This is a genomic window from Pseudooceanicola nanhaiensis, from assembly GCF_020171315.1.
Taxonomy (GTDB): Bacteria; Pseudomonadota; Alphaproteobacteria; order Rhodobacterales; family Rhodobacteraceae; genus Pseudooceanicola; species Pseudooceanicola nanhaiensis_A.
Genome location: NZ_JAIUZP010000006.1, coordinates 245250 through 263058, shown reverse-complemented (window position 1 = coordinate 263058; position 17809 = coordinate 245250). Strand labels below are relative to the sequence as shown.

Annotated in this window: 17 protein-coding genes; 5 read left to right on the top strand and 12 right to left on the bottom strand. The window is 67.2% G+C overall.

Annotation, left to right across the window (positions count from 1 at the left end):
* Positions 1 to 78: 78 nt before the first annotated feature.
* Positions 79 to 546, bottom strand: a complete 468-nt coding sequence (locus tag LCM32_RS11235) for a VOC family protein (protein WP_224821163.1) — start codon at positions 544 to 546, stop codon at positions 79 to 81.
* A gap of 344 nt (positions 547 to 890) precedes the next feature.
* On the opposite strand from LCM32_RS11235, the gene LCM32_RS11230 reads away from it, so the two are divergent.
* Positions 891 to 1475, top strand: coding sequence for an HNH endonuclease (locus LCM32_RS11230; RefSeq protein WP_224821162.1), 585 nt, complete (start codon positions 891 to 893; stop codon positions 1473 to 1475).
* 71 nt (positions 1476 to 1546) lie between these two features.
* Here LCM32_RS11230 and rsmA read toward each other — a convergent pair whose 3' ends face one another.
* From rsmA to LCM32_RS11205, 5 genes are read right to left on the bottom strand one after another with little or no spacing between them, the layout of a single operon-like run.
* The gene (gene rsmA / locus LCM32_RS11225; protein ID WP_224821161.1) at positions 1547 to 2389 is read right to left on the bottom strand and encodes a 16S rRNA (adenine(1518)-N(6)/adenine(1519)-N(6))-dimethyltransferase RsmA; all 843 of its coding nucleotides are present in this window, start codon (positions 2387 to 2389) and stop codon (positions 1547 to 1549) included.
* Positions 2390 to 2398: 9 nt separating this feature from the next.
* Complete coding sequence (locus LCM32_RS11220; protein WP_224821160.1) at positions 2399 to 3625, bottom strand: peptidylprolyl isomerase; 1227 nt, start codon at positions 3623 to 3625, stop codon at positions 2399 to 2401.
* A gap of 25 nt (positions 3626 to 3650) precedes the next feature.
* On the bottom strand, positions 3651 to 5906 hold the full coding sequence (locus LCM32_RS11215) for an LPS-assembly protein LptD (protein WP_224821159.1): 2256 nt from the start codon (positions 5904 to 5906) through the stop codon (positions 3651 to 3653).
* Complete coding sequence (gene lptG / locus LCM32_RS11210) at positions 5906 to 7009, bottom strand: LPS export ABC transporter permease LptG (RefSeq protein ID WP_224821158.1); 1104 nt, start codon at positions 7007 to 7009, stop codon at positions 5906 to 5908. The genes LCM32_RS11215 and lptG overlap by 1 nt, the downstream gene beginning before the upstream one ends.
* Positions 7006 to 8130, bottom strand: a complete 1125-nt coding sequence (locus LCM32_RS11205) for an LptF/LptG family permease (RefSeq protein ID WP_263618154.1) — start codon at positions 8128 to 8130, stop codon at positions 7006 to 7008. Before LCM32_RS11205 ends, lptG begins: the two co-directional genes overlap by 4 nt.
* 166 nt (positions 8131 to 8296) lie before the next feature.
* Here LCM32_RS11205 and LCM32_RS11200 point away from each other — a divergent pair, with 166 nt between their 5' ends.
* Positions 8297 to 9766 (top strand): leucyl aminopeptidase, encoded by a 1470-nt coding sequence (locus LCM32_RS11200; RefSeq protein ID WP_224821156.1) that lies wholly within the window; start codon positions 8297 to 8299, stop codon positions 9764 to 9766.
* Positions 9759 to 10226: a DNA polymerase III subunit chi gene (locus LCM32_RS11195; protein WP_224821155.1), complete on the top strand. Its 468-nt coding sequence runs from the start codon at positions 9759 to 9761 to the stop codon at positions 10224 to 10226. Before LCM32_RS11200 ends, LCM32_RS11195 begins: the two co-directional genes overlap by 8 nt.
* Positions 10227 to 10262: 36 nt before the next feature.
* Here the strand turns inward: LCM32_RS11195 and LCM32_RS11190 are convergent, their stop codons facing one another.
* The 4 genes from LCM32_RS11190 to LCM32_RS11175 form a co-directional block, all read right to left on the bottom strand.
* Complete coding sequence (locus LCM32_RS11190) at positions 10263 to 10700, bottom strand: NUDIX hydrolase (protein WP_224821154.1); 438 nt, start codon at positions 10698 to 10700, stop codon at positions 10263 to 10265.
* Between the two features lie 59 nt (positions 10701 to 10759).
* Positions 10760 to 11344 carry a TIGR02281 family clan AA aspartic protease gene (locus LCM32_RS11185; protein ID WP_224821153.1) on the bottom strand — a complete coding sequence of 195 codons (585 nt, stop codon included), beginning with the start codon at positions 11342 to 11344 and terminating at the stop codon, positions 10760 to 10762.
* Between the two features lie 73 nt (positions 11345 to 11417).
* Positions 11418 to 12029: a MarC family protein gene (locus LCM32_RS11180; RefSeq protein WP_224821152.1), complete on the bottom strand. Its 612-nt coding sequence runs from the start codon at positions 12027 to 12029 to the stop codon at positions 11418 to 11420.
* A 150-nt stretch (positions 12030 to 12179) separates the two neighbouring features.
* Positions 12180 to 13163, bottom strand: coding sequence for a Hint domain-containing protein (locus LCM32_RS11175; protein ID WP_224821151.1), 984 nt, complete (start codon positions 13161 to 13163; stop codon positions 12180 to 12182).
* Positions 13164 to 13616: 453 nt separating this feature from the next.
* On the opposite strand from LCM32_RS11175, the gene LCM32_RS11170 reads away from it, so the two are divergent.
* Positions 13617 to 14078: a hypothetical protein gene (locus tag LCM32_RS11170; protein ID WP_224821150.1), complete on the top strand. Its 462-nt coding sequence runs from the start codon at positions 13617 to 13619 to the stop codon at positions 14076 to 14078.
* Positions 14079 to 14195: 117 nt separating this feature from the next.
* Here the strand turns inward: LCM32_RS11170 and LCM32_RS11165 are convergent, their stop codons facing one another.
* Entirely contained in the window at positions 14196 to 16046 is a 1851-nt protein-coding gene (locus LCM32_RS11165) for an ABC-F family ATP-binding cassette domain-containing protein (protein WP_224821149.1), read from the bottom strand.
* A 395-nt stretch (positions 16047 to 16441) separates the two neighbouring features.
* Between LCM32_RS11165 and LCM32_RS11160 the strand changes: the two genes are divergently transcribed.
* Positions 16442 to 17041, top strand: a complete 600-nt coding sequence (locus tag LCM32_RS11160; RefSeq protein WP_224821148.1) for a superoxide dismutase — start codon at positions 16442 to 16444, stop codon at positions 17039 to 17041.
* A gap of 143 nt (positions 17042 to 17184) precedes the next feature.
* On the opposite strand, the gene LCM32_RS11155 is transcribed toward LCM32_RS11160, so the two are convergent.
* On the bottom strand, positions 17185 to 17736 hold the full coding sequence (locus LCM32_RS11155; RefSeq protein WP_224821147.1) for a TIGR00730 family Rossman fold protein: 552 nt from the start codon (positions 17734 to 17736) through the stop codon (positions 17185 to 17187).
* Positions 17737 to 17809 lie beyond the last annotated feature (73 nt).

Sequence of the window (17809 nt, the reverse complement as noted above, 5' to 3'; positions counted from 1 at the left end):
CCGGAGCGGCCCTACACGGGTCCTCCGGCTTCATCTTTCCAAAAATACTCAATCTCCCACGGCGCCCCGCACGCGGCGTCAGATGTCGGACCAGAGCCGCGGTTCCGCCATCTCCAGCGAATTGCCCGCGGGATCGCGGAAGTAGATCGACCGCGCCCCGTTGGGCCAGGCGAAATCCGCCTCGATCGCCACGCCCGCCCCGTGCAGCCGGTCATGCCAGAGCGCGATCTCGACCGCGCTGACCGCGAAGCAGAGGTGGCCGGGGCCGCGGGCGCCATGAGCGGGCACCGGCAACGTGGCGGAGCCGGGGCCTTCCTCGGTCCGGTCGGGATTGAAGAGCAGCAGGGTGATCGCGCCCAGCCGGTAGAAGACATGCCGATCGGCCACCCGCACGATCCGCTCCAGCCCCAGCACGCCGCCATAGAAGGCTTCTGCCGCGTCGAGGTCATCGACGTAGAGCGCCGCTTCCAGCAGGGCCGTCAGCGGCGGGGCACCCGGAGGCGGGGTGCCGGGCGGCAAGGCCGTCCTTCCACGCGTATCGGTCATGATCACCTCCCCTCCCGTACCCCGGGAAACTCTACCACCTAAGGCCACCTTAAGGGGGCAGATAGTCCGGCATACGCGCGCGTCACGTGCAGGGGGCGGAGGATGGCCGATCTGCGCGGGCGTCCTCCGAGGTCATATCCGGTGAAAATGCCCTGTGGATAACCCCGGTGCCACTGTCATGAGCCTGTCACCGACCTGCGGTAGCTCTTTGCCTGCATCTGTATATCGTGGGTCTTGCCAGAATGCCTCCCCGATATATAGTCGAATCAACTGGGGCGGCGCGTCCCGCCCCTTTGACGGAACGGCCCCTTTCGCGGGTCGCACGGGCGGGAAGAGAGTCGACCATGGACGGTGATTTCAGAACGGAATTTGTCAGGGAACCGGCAGCGCTGAAGAAGCATCCGGCGCTGGTGCTGAACGCGGATTACCGGCCGCTCTCCTATTATCCCCTGTCGCTGTGGCCGTGGCAGGAGGCAATCAAGGCGGCCTGGCTGAACCGGGTGGACATCGTGGCCGAATACGACCACTGGGTCCGAAGCCCGAGTACCGAGATACGGATCCCCTCGGTCGTCGTTCTCAAAGATTACGTAAAACCCAGAAAGCGCGTGGCCTTCACGCGCTTTAATCTTTTCTTACGGGACGAATTCTCGTGCCAGTACTGCGGGGCCAAGGGCGATCTGACCTTCGACCACGTGGTGCCGCGCGCGGCGGGCGGGATCACCTCGTGGGAAAACGTCGTGGCGGCCTGTTCGCCCTGCAACCTGCACAAGGGCTCCAAGAGCCTGCGCCGGGCGGGGATGCACCTGCGCTCGGCCCCCCGCGCGCCAAGCGCCGAGGACCTGCGCAACGTGGGCCGGAAATTCCCGCCCCATCACCTGCATGAAAGCTGGATCGACTTCCTCTATTGGGACGCCGAACTGGAGGCCTGACGGCCGCACGCCGCTTGGCACACGCGCGGCCCTGACGGGGCCGCAACGGGTGACGGGCGTGTTGAGGGCGCTTACTTGGCGGCGACGTTCCGGGCGAGGGCACAAAACTGTTCCAGCCCGATGGTTTCGGCCCGGTCGGTGGGCTTGATGCCCGCGGCGATCAGCCGGTCCTCGATATCGGGCGCCAGCCCCTTGAGCGCCGCGCGCAGCATCTTGCGCCGCTGGTTGAAAGCCATCGCCACAGTGCGTTCCAGCACCTTCGGATCGGCCGGGTAGCGCGGCTCGGGCAGGGCGGTCAGATGGACCACGGCCGAGGAGACCTTGGGCGGGGGGGTGAAGGCCTCGGGCGGCAGGTTCAGCGCGATCCGCGCCTCGGCCCGCCACGAGGCCAGCAGCGCCAGCCGGCCATAGGCCTTGGAGCCGGGGGTGGCCACGATCCGTTCCGCGACCTCGCGCTGGAACATCAGCGTCAGGCTTTCCCAGAACGGCGGCCATTCCGGCGGCGTCAGCCAGCGGACGAGCAGCTCGGTCCCCACGTTGTAGGGCAGGTTCGCGGCGATGCGGATCGGCGGCGTCAGATGTGAAAGTGGGTCGATCTCCAGCGCGTCGCCTTCGATCACCTCCAGCCGGCCGGGATAGCGTTCTGCGATCTCGGCGAGGGCGGGCTGGCAGCGGCGGTCCTTCTCGATCGCCAGCACCCGGCGCGCGCCCTCGGAGAGCAGGCCACGGGTCAGGCCTCCGGGGCCGGGGCCGATTTCCAGCACGTCGCAGCCGGTCAGATCACCGGCCACACGGGCGATCCGCGCGGTCAGGTTCAGATCCAGCAGGAAGTTCTGGCCCAGCGATTTGCGGGCAGAGAGACCATGGGTGGCAATGACCTCCCGCAGGGGCGGGAGATCGTCAATCGCGGGCATCGCGGGCGCTCACTTCTCGACGATGCGTGCCTCGGCACGCAGCTGCGCGAGGTAGCCGTCGGCATAGGCGCCGAGGCGTTCGTTCTGCAGGTTCAGCCGGATCGTGTCGCGCGGCACATCGGCGAACTGCTTGGCCGTCCGGCCGCAGAGCATGAGGAAGACCATGGTCTGCCCGCCATTGCGCGTCAGCGCGGTCGAGATCTCGCCATTGTCCATCTTGGCCAGTTCGAGCGCGATGTCCGAAGGGATCGCGCCGGGGGCCTCCTTGTGGCGTTCCAGCAGTTCCGCGGGCTGGCCCTTATTGACCGCATAGAGATCGTCGCAGCGGTCGATGTCGGCCTTGATCTCGGCGGCGCGGGTCAGGGCTTCGACGCTCTGACCGCCGTCGATGTAATAGGTCATGTAGTCGATCTCTGAGTAATCGACCGCGGTGACCGCGCCTTCCTGCAGGCCGCGCAGCTGGAAGATCGCGATGGCATTGGGCAGCGGCACCGGCTCGCTCACATCGCCGGGCTCCATCTCCATGAAGGTGGCGCGCAGCTGGGGCGGCAGGTTGGTCAGCGGCATCCAGTTGATGCGCCCGCCTTGATCCCGCGTCGGCGAGGCCGAGAAGCGGCGCGCGGCGGCGGCGAAGTCTTCGTAGCTGGTGATCTGCGAGATCTCGCTGGCGAGGTCCTGTGCCTCGGCCTCGCGCCCCGGGGGCACGGGGATGATGATCTCGGACATGAGGATCTGCGCGCCCGCAGTGGTGCCGCCCTTGAGGCCCGCCTGTGCGCGCGACACCTCGGATTCCTGCACGTCCACGCGCGAGGCGAAGCGGGCGCGGATCAGCTCACGCCAGGTGGCGCCTGCGACGATGAAGTCGCGGTAGGTCTCGCGCGAGACGCCCTCGTCCGACAGCACCTTGTAGAACTGGTCCATCGTCAGGTTGGCGCGGCCGGCGAATTCTTCCATCGCGGCCTGGATCTGTTCCTCGCTGATGGTGAAGCCGAGGCGCTGCGCGGCCTCCACTTTCAGCCGGTCCTCGATCAGCGCGTCGCGGGCGTCCTTCTCAAGGTTGCCGGGCGCGCCGAGGGCCTGCATCAGCGCCATCCGTTGTTCCAGCTCATAGCCCGTGATGGCCTTCTCGTTCACCGTGATCACCGGCGCGAACAGCCCCTGCGCCTGCGTCTGCAGGGGGGCCACCGCCAGGAAACTGGCCGAAACGAGAACGGCGATGCGGGGAAGGCGGGTCATGCTCTGTCTCATCATTGTCGTTTCTTTATTTGCACGTCCGGTCATAGCTTACCCCATCCGCCTGGGCCTGGAAGCCGCGCAGACCGATGGTGAAGGCAAAGTCCGTCGATGGCGTGACAGTAGAGGAAGAGGTGAAGCGGCGCGAGACCGAAAACCGCATGTCGACGCATTCATTCTGGTAACTCACGCCGACACCGGCCCGCGCGGTGCGGTCCTGAACGATGTCGTAGCGCCACAGGGCCTGCCCGGTCCAGTTCGGCGCAAAGCGGTAGCTGGCGTCCACGGTCCATTCGGAAATGTCGTCGAAACGGCTCTCGGCGAAGTCGCGTTCGATCCAGACGTAGCTGGCGGCAAGGCCCACGGCGTCAGAGCTCCAGGCCGCGCGGGCCTCGGCCTTGTGGACGTTGAAGGCATCCCAGAAGAGCCCGCGCGCGGTGACGGTCAGCCCGTTATCCATGGCGACCTGGTAGGCCAGCAGCAGGTCCGAGGAGGTGCCGGTGAGGCCGGAGCTTTCGGAGTAATCCGTCTCCGAGGTCTCGCGCAGGATCTTGCCGAGCGCGAGGGTCGAGTTCCAGCCGCTGGGGTCGTAGCGCGTCCAGGTGGTGCCAAGGGTCAGGCGGCGGCCGTGTTCCCGCCGGTCGGCGGCGGCAAAGCGCGACAGCGACAGCAGGTTGCCCTCGTCGAATTCCACGATGACGGATTCATCGTTGGCCACGTCCAGCTGGTGCCCGCCGCTCCAGGCGTATTGCAGTACCGGCTCGATCACGTCGATGACGCCACGCGACCCGCGCCGTACCAGCGGCATCCGCAGGGTGCCCGCCACATAGGGCGTCACGCCGGTGTCGGAGGAGGGCAGGCTCACGTCTTGGCGGGTCTCGAAATGATCGAACGCCGCGCCGGTCTGAATCTCTGCGTGGATGCCCACGGGCAGGATCCAGGCGCGGCGCCAGTTCGCCTCCAGCTCGTAGCGGGTGACATCGCGGCCCTCGGCATAGGTATCGTAATCGCTGCCGTCAGTGTCGATGTCGGAATAGCGGTAGTGGCTATGCGCCCCCAGCGTCATGCGCAGCTCGCCACCGGCGTAGCGCGGGAAGTAGCGCCGCTCGTAGCTGACATCCCCGATGATCGAGGGGATCTGGCTGTTGATCTCGTTCTCGCGCAGCGTGTGGTAGTAGGTCAGCGCGGCGCGGATGTTCTCGTCCCGCTGGGTGCGGGCCACGGTCAGGTTGCTGGCAAGGCGGTCGGCGTCTGAATAGTCGTAATCCGTCAGGTAGGCGTCATCGGTCACCGACTGGATCGCGAAGCTCAGCTTGTAGTCATGCGGCAGGTTGAACCGGCCGGTCCCGAACAGGTAGGCGCGGGTTTCGCCCGGCTGGAGCTCATCCTTCGTCACCGCCCCTTCGAAGCTGATCGCCCCGTTGGTGAAGTTCTGCCGGTAGGTCAGTTCCAGCGTGTCGGAGTTCTGCGCGATATAGGGGGTGATCGTCATGTCGCGATACTCCCCCAGCGTCAGGAAGTACGGCACCTTCACCCCGGTCCCCAGTTCCGAGTTCCGGCGGAGCGAGGGGATCAGGAAGCCCGAGGCGCGGGTCTGCGTGGGATCGGGCAGGCGCAGGCGGGGCAGGTAGAGGATCGGCACGCCCATGACCTGAAACTGCGCCTGATCGAAGTAGAGCGCCTGATCGGCCTCGTCATGCACCACGCGGCGGGCGCGGATCTGCCACAGCGGCGGCTTGCCGTTGTCGCAGACATGACAGGAGGTGACCGTGGCCTTGTAGAGCTGGTTGTAGCGCCCGTTCACACGGTTCATCTGCTGCGCCGCCAGCTGCACCTGCTGGTTCAGCACCACGTGGGCACCGGAGAGCAGCCCGTTGCGGAAATCGCGGTCCAGTTCGGCCGCATCGGCCAGCACCACGGCCTCCTGATCCGTGCCGCGGATCAGGTAGAGCGGCCCCTCGATGGAGAGTTTGCCGGTGGTGCGTTCATAGGTGACCTTGGCCGCGCTCAGCTGCATGTCGCCATAAACGGCCTCGACATGGCCCTCGGCCACGAGGGTGTCCCGGTCGCGCAGGAAGACCCGGTCGGCCATCAGCAGGGCGGCGCTCTCCTCCTCGCCTGCAACAGCGGTGGTCTGCGCCAGCACGGGCAACGGCGGAAACGCCGTCACGGGCGGCAGCAGCGCGGCCAGCAGCAGCGCCAGCCACCGCTTGGCAGGGCGGGGCGCCCGCGGGAAGAACCGGGGCAGCGGAAGGGCGGGGCGAGTCGGGGCAGGCAGCGTCATCACCCGTCCTCTTTATACAGCAGCAGACCGAGTGCCAGCAGGAATGAGGCCACCGGCGGGGCCCATGCGGCGAGCATGACGGGGATCTGTCCGCTTTCCCCGAGGATCTGCGCGAAGTTCCGGATGTAGTAGAGCGCAAAGCCCAGCATCACCGCCGAAAGCACCGAGATGCCGGTCCGGCCGCTGCGCGCGTGGCGCATGGTGAAGGCGGCAGAGGCCAGCACGACCGCCACGAGGAAGAGCGGCCGGGCCAGTTCGCGCTGCAGCCAGACTTCGTGCCGCCGGCCCGAGAAGCCCGCCGCCTCGAGGTCGCGGATATAGGCGGGCAGTTCCCAGACCGAGATCACGTCGGGCTGTGCAAAGCTGTCGCGGATGGAATCCTCGGTCAGGGTCGAGGCGATCTGCACCTGCGGCAGCACCTCGGCGTTGGCCTCGGGGTTCACCACGCCTTCCAGCGGCCAGATCTTGGCCCCGCGCAGCAGCCAGCCCCCGTTGCCCAGTTCGGCCGTGTCGGCTTCGATCCGGCGCACGGGCCCGGCGCCGGGCGCGTAGGTCAGCATGGTCACATCGTAAAGCTGGGTGCCTTCCGGATTGGCGCGGGCGGCGCGGATCACGGTCTGGCCCTCCTCCCCATGGCCGCTCTGGCGCAGCCACAGCCCCTCGGAGGAGAAGGAGAAACTCTCGACCGAGCCGGTGCGGTAATATTCGTAGAGCGTGTTGTAGCGTTTCGAGGTCGCGGCCACGATCGGGTTCAGCAGCACCGTCGCCAGCACGCCGATCAGCGCGGCCACCACCATCGTGGGCATCAGGCTGCGCAGCGCCGAGCGGCCCGCGGCCCGCGCCACCACCAGCTCCGACGACCGCGCCATGCCGATGAAGAGCGCGACCGTCGCAAGGATCATGATCAGCGGCAGGATCTGGTTCAGCCCCTTGGGCGCATTCAGCACGATCAGCCCGGCCACCTGAGCCAGCGAGGTGTCGGTGTCGGTCAGCTTGCGCAGCAGTTCGACAAGGTCGATCAGCGCCAGCAGCAGGAAGAAGGCCCCGCCCACGCCGAGGACGGAGCGCAGGAACCGCCGCGCGAAATAGAGGTCGAGGGTCATGCGCCTGCCTCCGCCTGTCTGCGGCGCCGCGGGTGCCGGGTGCGGGTGGCGAACCACAGCAGCGCCGTGCTGATCATCAGCCCGGCCAGCGTGGGGACATACATCAGCCCCCAGAGCGTCGGGTTGTCGCGCAGCGGGCCGGTCACCATGCCCTCCAGCCCCTTGACCACTACCAGCAGCACCATCGCCAGCCCGATCTGGCGCCACATGCCGAACCGGCTGAAGCTGCCCTGCATCATCGCCGCAAAGCCGATCATCGCCGTGGCAAGGCACAGCAGCGCGTCCGAGAACCGCCCGTGGGCCTCTTCCAGCACGCGCCCGACCGAGGTGCCCGCAAGGCGCGCGGCCTCTGCCGGATCGGAGAGGATCGTCAGCGTGGACATGTAGCGGAAGTTCGTCAGCCCCTTCTCGTCCCGCTGCAGCAGGCCGCTGATGTCATAGGTGAAATCCGCGAAATGCGTGGTGAAGAGCCGCGAGCCGGGCTGCTGCACCATCTGGCTCAGCCCGTTCACCATGACGAGTTGCGGCCGCGGGTCCTCTCCGCTTTCCGCAGTGTTCAGCAGGTAGGCCTGCGCGGCGGTGAAGGTCTGCGGTGCCGCCGGATCGCGCCGGTCCGACAGGAAGACATCGCGCAGCGTGCCGTCGGGGCTGATCTCGCGGATGAAGAAGGTGATTCCGTCGGTGGGATGCAGAAATGTCCCCTCGGTCAGCAGCTGGGAGGAGACGTTGCGCGCGATCGCGTCCTCGCGCTCGGCCATCTGGCGCTCGCTCACCGGGACGAGGAACTGCGTCAGCACAGAACCCATCAGGAAGACGATCACCCCGAAGCTCAGCACCGGGCGAGCCAGCCGGAAGGGCGAATAGCCGGTGGCCTGAACCACCACCAGCTCGCTGTCGTTGCTCAGCCGGTTGGTGACATAGATTGCCGCCGCGAAACTGGCGAAGGGCAGCACGCGGATCACCACCTTGGGCAGCGTCAGGGCCGAAAGCTCGAGGAACACAAGCGCCGTCTGTCCATCCGCGATCAGCCTGTCGAACAGCCGCACCGCCGAGTTGATCCAGTAGATCGAGATCAGGATGAGCGCGAAAAAGCCGAAGAGGACGAGCAGTTGCGACAGCATGTATCTGTCGAATCGAGCCAAGTTCCGTACCCCCGGGTCTTCACGCCTTTTGCGCCTTGCCGTGGGAGGTTATCGGATCTGCCGGGCAGGGGAAACTGGTAACTGGCCAAACCGGCGGCGCGGCGCTAGCTTGCCCTGCGACAGTCCGGACATGGGAGAATGCGACGTGACCACCCCCGCAGACATGAGTTTCCTCGCCACCGATCTCGACAGCCTCGCCACGGCGAAGGGCCGGATCGCGCTCATGGTCCATGAAGCGGGCAAGATGGACGCCTCGGCCCGTCGCCTGAACCGCATGACCAAGGGCGCCGTGGCCCGCCTGCTGGAAAGCGATGGCTTCGCCGCCGCCCGGCCCGGCGACGTGACCACGCTGGCCTGGCCTGCCGGGCTGGAGGCAGAGGCGCTCGACGTGGTGTTCCTGCCCAAGACCGCCCCGCAGGAGGCCGCCCGCAAGGCCGGTGCCGCCCTCGGCGCCAAGCTGGGCGAGGACGGCCTGCTGGTGCTGGCGGGCGCCACGCGGCGGGTGTCCGACGTGGCGCTCGGCGTGCTGCTGAAGGCCTATGGCTACGACGCGCAGAAGACCAAGAAGTGCGATCCCCTCGGCCCCGTGCGCATCATGTGCAAGACGCCGGAGGAGGTCGACACCGCCGCGCTGACGGCACGGGCCGCGGGCATCTTCTTCACCCGCGATCTCGTCAACGAACCGGCCAACGTCCTGACCACCACCGAATTCGCCGCCCGACTGGAGGCGCTGCGCGCCACCGGGCTGGAGGTCGAGGTGCTGGAGGAGGACCAGCTGGCCGAGCTTGGCATGGGCGCGCTGCTGGCGGTCGGGCAGGGCTCCGACAGCCCATCCAAGGTCGTCGTCATGCAGTGGAAGGGCGCGGGCGACGCCGCGCCGCTGGCGCTGATCGGCAAGGGCGTGGTCTTCGACACCGGGGGCATCTCGCTCAAGCCCGCGGGCGGCATGGAAGACATGACGATGGACATGGGCGGTGCGGGCACCGTGGCGGGCGTCATGAAGACGCTGGCCCTGCGCAAGGCCAAGGCCAATGTCGTGGGTCTCGTCGGGCTGGTCGAGAACATGCCCTCGGGCAATGCTACCCGTCCGGGCGACGTGATCACCAGCATGAAGGGCGACACGGTTGAGGTGATCAACACCGACGCCGAGGGGCGCCTCGTGCTCTGCGATGTCATGTGGTACGCGCAGGAGCGCTTCAAGCCGGTCGGCATGGTCGACCTTGCCACGCTCACCGGCGCGATCATCATCGGGCTGGGGCATGAGAACGCGGGCGTCTTCTCCAACGACGATGGCTTCTGTGGCCAGTTCCTCTCTGCCGCCAAGGCTGAGGGCGAGGGCGCATGGCGGATGCCTTTGGGACAGGCCTATGACGACCAGCTTAAAAGCCGCGTGGCAGACATGAAGAACGTCGGCGGCCGGCCCGCGGGCTCGATCACCGCGGCGCAGTACCTCAAGCGCTTCGTCAAGGACGAGACGCCGTGGATTCACCTCGACATCGCCGGGGTTGCCTCGCTCAAGACGCCCTCGACGCTGGCGCCCAAGGGCGCGACCGGCTGGGGCGTTCTGGCGCTCGACCGGCTGGTGGCGGACGGGTTCGAAACCAAAGATGGGTGAGGCCTATTTCTACCACCTGACGCGGCAGCCACTGGAAGAGGCCCTGCCGCGCCTGCTGACCATGGCTTTGTCGCGCGAGTGGCGGATCGCCGTGCGCGCGCAGGACGGGCGGCGGCTCGACTGGCTGGATCAGCGGCTCTGGATGGGGCGGGACGAGGACTTCCTGCCGCACGGCATCGCAGGCGGGCCCCATGATGCGCTGCAACCGGTGCTGCTGACCACCGGCGCGCCTGCCAATGATCCCGCCTGCCTGATGGCCGTGGACGGCGCCGAGGTCGCCCCCGAGGAGGTGCGCGCGATGGAGCGGGTCTGCATCCTCTTCGATGGCATGGACGAGATGGCCGTGGACCAGGCGCGCGGCCAGTGGAAGGCGCTGACCGGGGCGGGCTGCGGGGCGCAATACTGGTCGGAAGAGAGCGGCAAGTGGGAGCAGAAGGCACGGAAAGAGGCTGCGGTCTGATCTTTCGCGGCTCAGGCGTTGCCTTCGCCTCGCGGTCTAACCTGTTGACTTATTTTCGATAATGCAACGTGCGACGAGGGCGATCCGATCCACATCCTTGCTGCTGGGGCGCAGGCCCGCGACGACCTCTGACAGCGGCACCCATGCCGCGTCATGCACATCATCGGCCGCCTGCGGAACCCCCGCAACCCAATCGCAGAGCACCGCCACCAGCAGGAAATGAAACCGCACCGCGCCGCTCTCGTCCCGCTCGATGATGTCGAGCGCGTCGATCATCTGCCGTGGCGTGGCTGTCACTCCGGTCTCCTCCAGCAGCTCCCGCGCGGCGGCGGCCTGCACGGTCTCGCCAAGGTCCACGTGGCCGCCGGGATAGCCCCAGAGCCCCGCATCGGGCGGGTTGCGGCGGCGGACCAGCAGCACCTCGTCCCCCCGGATCACGACGGCGAGCGCGGCGAGACGGGGATACTCATGCATGGCGGGTCCTTCGGGTGCGGGAGGATACGGGGGCGTCTGGACTGCTTTGACCGGGGGCCTCAGCGGGTCAGGGTCAGGGCGCCGTCGCGGATCTCGATCGTCGAAAAGCGCTGCAGGTAGGACATGCCGAGCAGCGAATGCCGGGTCTCGGAGTCATTCACCCAGGCCTCGAAGCCGCGGTCCACGATGCTGGGGCCAAGCGCCACTTCGTCGAGCCGCACGGGCGCGATCCGGATCTGCCCGTTGGCGGTGACGGCGGTGGAGGAATAGATCAGGTCCGAGGGTCTGATGCCGATCCGGGTCGCGTCCTTCTGGGTGAGGACCATCTCGGAAGCGCCTGTATCCACGAGGAAATTCACCGGCGTATCGTTGATCGAAAGGGTCATGTAGTAATGCCCGTCGCGCGAGCGTGGCACCTGGATCACGGCCCCGCGCTGCAGCACGGATTGCTGCGGGGTCCAGCTCGACTGGATGTCCTGCCAGAGCCCGATGCCCGCCACCACGGCCACGAAGATCAGCACCCAGGCCGCCATCTGCTTCATCATCGCGCGGAACTGGCCCCTGCGGTGCAGCAGCATCCAGCCCAACAGGGCGATCAGCAGGACGACAAGGTAGTAGAAGCGCGGCTCGAGCGTCTGGGGCATGGGGGTCTCCGGCGGGGTTCCCGGAATATAGGCGCTGTGGGGCCGTGGCGCCAGTCACCCGCGCCGCAGGGGATCAGAGCGACAGCCCGTAGGCGCGCAACCCGTCGAGGACGAATTGCACCGAGAGCGCGGCCAGCAGCATCCCCAGAAGGCGCGTCACCACGTTGATGCCGGTGCGGCCGAGGACACGCTCCAGCAGCCCGGTCGTCATGAAGAGGGCAAAGACCACCAGCAGCACCGCCAGCGTGACGCCCAGAACCATCGCCATGCCGAGCGCACCGGGCTTCTGCCCGGCCAGCAGGATCACCGTGGCAATCGCGCCGGGCCCCGCGATCAGCGGCGTGGCGAGGGGAAAGACCGACGGGTCGGGGCGTTCGTCTGCCTGATCCTCGCGCCGCTTGGTCCGGCGCTCGAAGAGCATGTCGAAGGCGGTGAGGAAAAGCAGAAGCCCGCCCGAGATGCGGAAGGCCGGCATCGAGATGCCGACGAAGCCCAGAACCTGTTCGCCGAGGAAGGCAAAGATCACGAGCACCAGCAGGGCTATCCCGCAGGCGCGCAGGGCGATGGCGCGGCGTTCGTGCGGGTGCTGGCCTTGCGTCAGCGCGGCAAAGAGCGGCGTCAGCCCGATCGGGTCGATGATCACGAAGAGCGTCACGAAGGCGGTGATCAGAAAGGCGCTGTCCATGGGGCTCCTGCGGGTGTCGCGTCCGGGATGGGCGCCGGAAGGGGCACCGGATTGGGCGGTCGAGGGGCACCCGCGCCATCACGCGGGGGCCTGTCGGACGCCCCGGTCATAGGATCACGCAATGACGGATTCGTGAAGCGTTGCGCCGCGTCAGCCGATCAGGCGGCGCCGCGCCTGCGCGGTGGGGATCAACGGCTCTGCCGGATCGGGGAAGGGCCCCATGATCCGCAGGATGCGCTGTGCGGCGCTGTGCGGGAGCTGTGCCATCACCGTGTCGCCGGGCCAGAACGTCTCGCAGGGGAGGCCCTCTGCGAGGATCACGGCATGGGTGCGGGTGATGATGTGCACGTAGGTGACCGACAGCCAGCCCCGCATCGGGCCGACGCGGGGCAGTACGGTCAGGGCGCGCGCGGGGGCAAGCGCACCACCGCCGGGCAGGCGGACGCGGTGCTGGGGCGAGAGGACGAGGTCGCGGATCGGCAGGTCCGGGCCCATGGCGCCGGCGTGAATGCGGATCGGCGCATCCTCGTTCCGCCCGCTGAGCGCGGTGCGCGAGGTCAGGATCATCTCGACCCGCACTTCGCCGCCGTCGGCCAGTTCCAGCACCATGCCCGGGCGCAGGGCCTCTGCCGGGATCGGGCCGCGGGTCGTGGCGATCCGGGTGCCGGCGGCGAAACAGGCGGGGCTGGTGGAATCCGCGTAGTAATACTTGCCCGTCGAGCCATCGAGGTTGCTGACGACGGTCAGCGGCTCGCCGAAGGGCGGGGCCTCGCCCTGGATGACGAACCCGTGGGCCGTGAACGCATCTTCGTTCAGCGAGACGAACTGCAGCGTGTACTGGTTGCCCTCGCTGTCCTGAACGATGATCTCGTATTCCGCCTCGATGACCGTGTCATCGGGCCAGACCTGCCCGTTGATCAGCTGATCGCCAAAGAGCTTCTGGTTGCTGACCTGATCGTCATCGAAGGAGGCGTCGGTGTCTTCGACCTGCAACAACTTGCTTTCGGCGCCCGGCGTAATCGTCACCGTGCTGGTGCCCCAGTCGAACTGGTAGCCGCCGTTGTCGTTGAAGCCGTCCGGATCATCGGTGGAGATCCAACCGATGTCGAAGAACGCAAGATTGAAGACTGGCATCTGTCTGCGCTGCCTGTTGCTCTACCCGTATCTGCCCATGCCGGTTCTCCAGCTTATGTCGATGCGGTTGCTGGCAGGACTAACCGCTTATCGTGAATGAAGAATTACCAAGTGAGGACAAGCTGTCAAGACGGTGGCCGGAGAGGGCGCGCGGCTGTTGCTTGGGCGCACGGGGGCATATTGACGCGGGCGCCGGGCCCGGGGGGACCGGGGGCGCACCCTGCGGGGCTGTCTGGGCATGGCGCGCAGGGGCATGCGGGCTGTCCGGCGGGGCGCGTCACGCGCGAAGTCGTGATCGCCCGGTATCTTGTCCTTGCGGCACTGCGGCGGGACAGTGGCGCCGCCCGGCCCCGGCCGGTGCATCGCCAATTCACGGGCCTTCTCCCGGGTCCGCCTGCTGTTCAAGCCTTCGCCAGATGCAGCTGTTCCCCCGTTTCGCTCAAGGAAGCTGACATGCGCCATTCTCTCCCCGTCCGTCCCCGGATGCTCCTCTGTCTTGGCCTCGGGCTGGCGGCCACGCCGGTCCTGGCCTCTGGCCACGAACCGTTGCTGGAAGCCGCGGCGGCCAAGCTGAAGCTGACCGAGGTGCGCATCTTCGAGAAGGGCTCTCACATGCCCGACCTGCACGGGCGCCTGCCCGATGGCAGCGAGGTGGAGGTCGACGTGCGCCGCGATGGCTCCATCGAGGAGATCGAGACGGAAAGCCGCGGCGGGTTTTCCCCCGACAGCATCGCGGTTCTGCTGCATCCCGACATGCTGACCGGCGCGCCCTGGGGGCCCGATGCGCGGTTCTACAAGGTCGAGTTCGACGAGGACGGCGAGATCGAGATCGAGGGCATCGACGGCAAATCCCGCCGGTTCGAGGCAGACTACGGCCGCGGTGGCCGGCTGTCGGAATTCAAGTACGACGATTGAGGCGGGAAGGGTGCGGCGCCGCCGCGCCCTTCCCGGGCGCCGGAAGGGAGCCGCAAGCCGGGCCGCCCCGCGGCGGCTGACATGACCCGCCCCCGGGCGGGCTGATACGCGGGGGCCTCAGGCCTCCGCCGCTTCCAGTTTCTCTAGCGCGCTCATCCAGAGGCTCTCGGCCCGCTCCAGCGCGTCCATCACCTCGGCGTATTTCTTGTTCCAGACTTCCAGTTCGCCGACCTTCTCGCTCTCGTAGAGCGCGGGATCGGCCAGTTTCTTGGCCAGCTTGTCGCGCATCTCGTTCAGCTTGTTGACGCGTTCCTCGCCCTTGCGGACCTCGGCCTTCATCGCCAGCACCTGATCGCGCGACGGGCGCTTCGGCTTGGGCGCCTCTTCCTTGGCGGGTTTCGCGGGCTTGTCCGGGGTCAGCAGCATCCGGCGGTAGGCTTCGAGGTCATCCTCGTAGGGCGTGACCTGCCCGTCCTTCACCAGCCACAGTCGATCGGCCACCAACGAGAGCAGGTGCATGTCGTGGCTCACCAGAATGACCGCGCCGGTATAGGCCGTCAGCGCCTCGACAAGGGCCTCGCGGCTCTCGATGTCGAGGTGGTTCGTCGGTTCGTCGAGGATCAGCATATGCGGCGCATCCAGCGTCGCCAGCAGCAGCGAAAGCCGCGCCTTCTGACCGCCCGAGAGACGGCCCACCTCGGTCTCTGCCTGATCCGCGCCGAGGCCGAAGCCCGCGAGCCGCGCCCGCAGCTTGGCCTGCTGTTCGCCGGGCCGCTCGCGCTGGATGTGCTGCAGCGGGGTCTCGTCGATGTGCAGTTCGTCCACCTGGTGCTGCGCGAAGAAGCCGATGCGCAGCTTGGAGGAGCGCGTCATCTTGCCCTCCATCATCGCCAGCCGGTCGGACAGCATCTTGGAGAGCGTCGACTTGCCCTCGCCGTTGCGGCCCAGAAGGGCGATCCGGTCATCCTGGTCGATGCGCAGGTTCAGGTTGCGCAGGATGACGGTGTCGCCATAGCCCGTCTTGCCGCCCTCGACGGCGAGGATGGGGGGCGAGAGCTCTTCCGGCTCGGGGAAGGTGAACACCGTGCGCGCGGCATCCTCGGGCGCGGTGATCCGGTCCATCTTCTCCAGCATCTTGACCCGCGACTGCGCCTGTTTCGCCTTCGAGGCCTTGGCCTTGAACCGGTCCACGAAGCTTTGCAGGTGGGCGCGGCGGGCCTCCTGCTTCTTGGCCTGCGCGGCCTGCACTGCGCGCTGTTCGGCCCGCTGGCGGGCGAACTGGTCATAGGGGCCGGTGTAATAGGTGAGCGAGCGGTTCTCGAGATGCAGGATCGCGCCCACGGCCCGGTTCAGCAGCCCGCGGTCGTGCGAGATGATCAGCACCGTGTGCGGATATTTCGCAAGGTAGCTTTCCAGCCAGAGCGCGCCCTCGAGGTCGAGGTAGTTGGTCGGTTCGTCGAGCAGCAGCACGTCGGGCTCGGCAAAGAGCACTGCGGCGAGCGCCACCCGCATCCGCCAGCCGCCCGAGAAGGCGGAGCAGGGCATCAGCTGTTCCTCGGCGGTGAAGCCAAGGCCGCGAAGGATGTTGGAGGCCCGGCCTTCCGCGCTCCAGGCGTCGATATCGGCCAGCCGGGTCTGGATGTCGGCGATGCGGGCCGGGTCGGTCGCGGTCTCTGCCTCGGCCATCAGGGCGGCGCGTTCGGTATCGGCGGCCAGCACCGTGTCCAGCAGCGAGACCTCGTTGCCCGGCACCTCCTGCGCGACGCCACCGATGCGGGCGCGCTGCGGCAGCGAGATCGTGCCGCCCTCAAGCGCCAACTCGCCCCGGATCAGGCGGAAGAGCGTGGTCTTGCCCGCGCCATTGCGCCCGATCAGACCCACCTTGTGGCCAGCAGGAATTGTGGCCGAGGCCCCTTCGAACAGGGGACGGCCTTCGACGGAATAGGTGATGTCATCGATACGCAGCATGGGCGCGGAATGCCTGAACCCCGGGGGGCGGTCAATGGGGCGCGCAAGGGGGCGGCCGGGCGAGGAAGAATTTTCGAAAATTCTTCCCAAAAATCTTCGAAGATTTTTGCAGCGCGCGGGTCAGGCCTGTGCCCGGCAGAGGGGTGGGCAGGGGGCGCATCGCTTCCATCGCGGCAGGGGGTGCCGGGATCGGACCGGGTTCCGCAAGGGGACTGGGCCATCAGGGGGCCTGCCTGCTGCGGTTCCGGTCGCGGTTCAGTCGCGGTTCTGGGCGCCGGTTCCTGACGTCGGTGCACCGGATGCGGACCGATTGTGCACGCTTGCCCTTGACCTCTGCCCGGCGAGGGTAACATCTAGGGACAGTCAACCCATTCCAAGTTAAAGGGGGCCCTCTCATGGCTTTTGAACTTCCCGATCTTCCTTACGCCCACGACGCGCTTGCCGACCTCGGCATGTCCAAGGAAACGCTGGAATATCACCACGATATCCACCACAAGGCCTATGTCGACAACGGCAACAAGCTGATCGCCGGCACCGAGTGGGACGGCAAGTCGATGGAAGAGATCATCACCGGCACCTACAATGCCACCGCTGTGGCCCAGTCGGGGATCTTCAACAACATCAGCCAGCTCTGGAACCACAACCAGTTCTGGGAAATGATGGGCCCGGGCGCCTCCGCGATGCCGGGTGAGCTGGAAAAAGCCCTGACCGAGTCCTTCGGTTCGGTCGACAAGTTCAAGGAAGAGTTCTCCGCCGCGGGCGCGGGCCAGTTCGGCTCGGGCTGGTGCTGGCTGGTGAAAGACGCCGACGGCGCGCTGAAAGTCACCAAGACCGAGAACGGCGTGAACCCGCTGTGCTTCGGCCAGACCGCTCTGCTGGGCTGCGACGTGTGGGAACACTCCTACTACATCGACTTCCGCAACAAGCGTCCCGCCTACCTGTCGAACTTCCTCGACAAGCTGGTGAACTGGGAAAACGTCGCCTCGCGCATGTAATCGCGATCGACGCCTGCGCGCGTGACCGCGCTGCAGCCAGATATCCCCCGTGCGGCCTGCCGTACGGGGGATTTTCGTTTCAGGAGAAGCGGATGGCGCAGCCCGCGACCAAACGGCCGGGGCAGGGCCGTCGCCTGCCCGGTTCAGCCCAGCTGATCGGACAGGGCCGCCATCAGCGTGGGCACGTCTTCTGCCACCTCCACCAACGTGGCGAGGCTTTCGCCCGCAAACCCCTGGGCGATCACGTGATCCAGCAGCCCGGTCAGCGGATCCCAGTAACCGCGGGTGTTCAGCAGCCAGATCGGCTTTGCGTGCAGGCCCAGCTGGCGCCAGGTCAGCACCTCGAAGAATTCGTCGAGCGAGCCCGCGCCCCCCGGCAGCACAACGATGGCGTCGGAATTCATGTACATGACCTTCTTCCGCTCGTGCATGTTCTCGGTCACGATGAAGCGGGTGAGGTCGGTCTTGCCCACCTCGGCCTGCATCAGATGGGTCGGGATCACGCCGAAGGTCTCGCCGCCCGCGCCCTGCGCGGCCCGGGCCACGGTGCCCATCAGCCCGACATCGCCCGCGCCATAGACCAGCCGCCAGTCGGCTTCGGCAAGCGACTTGCCCAGAGTTTCGGCAGCGGCTGCATAGTCGGGGTGCACGCCGGGGCGGGAACCGCAAAAGACGCAGACAGAAGCACGGGCCATGGCATTTCCTTCTCAGAGGCGGGCTAAGGGCTTTTGACCACTGATAATCCGGTTGATATAGGTGCTCAACCGG

Excerpts from the sequence above, each read along its gene's own strand:
- LCM32_RS11235 (WP_224821163.1), bottom strand. The coding sequence starts at position 546 with ATGACCGATACGCGTGGAAGGACGGCCTTGCCGCCCGGCACCCCGCCT.
- LCM32_RS11230 (WP_224821162.1), top strand. The coding sequence starts at position 891 with ATGGACGGTGATTTCAGAACGGAATTTGTCAGGGAACCGGCAGCGCTG.
- rsmA (WP_224821161.1), bottom strand. The coding sequence starts at position 2,389 with ATGCCCGCGATTGACGATCTCCCGCCCCTGCGGGAGGTCATTGCCACC.
- LCM32_RS11220 (WP_224821160.1), bottom strand. The coding sequence starts at position 3,625 with ATGACCCGCCTTCCCCGCATCGCCGTTCTCGTTTCGGCCAGTTTCCTG.
- LCM32_RS11215 (WP_224821159.1), bottom strand. The coding sequence starts at position 5,906 with ATGACGCTGCCTGCCCCGACTCGCCCCGCCCTTCCGCTGCCCCGGTTC.
- lptG (WP_224821158.1), bottom strand. The coding sequence starts at position 7,009 with ATGACCCTCGACCTCTATTTCGCGCGGCGGTTCCTGCGCTCCGTCCTC.
- LCM32_RS11205 (WP_263618154.1), bottom strand. The coding sequence starts at position 8,130 with ATGCTGTCGCAACTGCTCGTCCTCTTCGGCTTTTTCGCGCTCATCCTG.
- LCM32_RS11195 (WP_224821155.1), top strand. The coding sequence starts at position 9,759 with ATGGGTGAGGCCTATTTCTACCACCTGACGCGGCAGCCACTGGAAGAG.
- LCM32_RS11190 (WP_224821154.1), bottom strand. The coding sequence starts at position 10,700 with ATGCATGAGTATCCCCGTCTCGCCGCGCTCGCCGTCGTGATCCGGGGG.
- LCM32_RS11185 (WP_224821153.1), bottom strand. The coding sequence starts at position 11,344 with ATGCCCCAGACGCTCGAGCCGCGCTTCTACTACCTTGTCGTCCTGCTG.
- LCM32_RS11180 (WP_224821152.1), bottom strand. The coding sequence starts at position 12,029 with ATGGACAGCGCCTTTCTGATCACCGCCTTCGTGACGCTCTTCGTGATC.
- LCM32_RS11175 (WP_224821151.1), bottom strand. The coding sequence starts at position 13,163 with ATGCCAGTCTTCAATCTTGCGTTCTTCGACATCGGTTGGATCTCCACC.
- LCM32_RS11170 (WP_224821150.1), top strand. The coding sequence starts at position 13,617 with ATGCGCCATTCTCTCCCCGTCCGTCCCCGGATGCTCCTCTGTCTTGGC.
- LCM32_RS11165 (WP_224821149.1), bottom strand. The coding sequence starts at position 16,046 with ATGCTGCGTATCGATGACATCACCTATTCCGTCGAAGGCCGTCCCCTG.
- LCM32_RS11160 (WP_224821148.1), top strand. The coding sequence starts at position 16,442 with ATGGCTTTTGAACTTCCCGATCTTCCTTACGCCCACGACGCGCTTGCC.
- LCM32_RS11155 (WP_224821147.1), bottom strand. The coding sequence starts at position 17,736 with ATGGCCCGTGCTTCTGTCTGCGTCTTTTGCGGTTCCCGCCCCGGCGTG.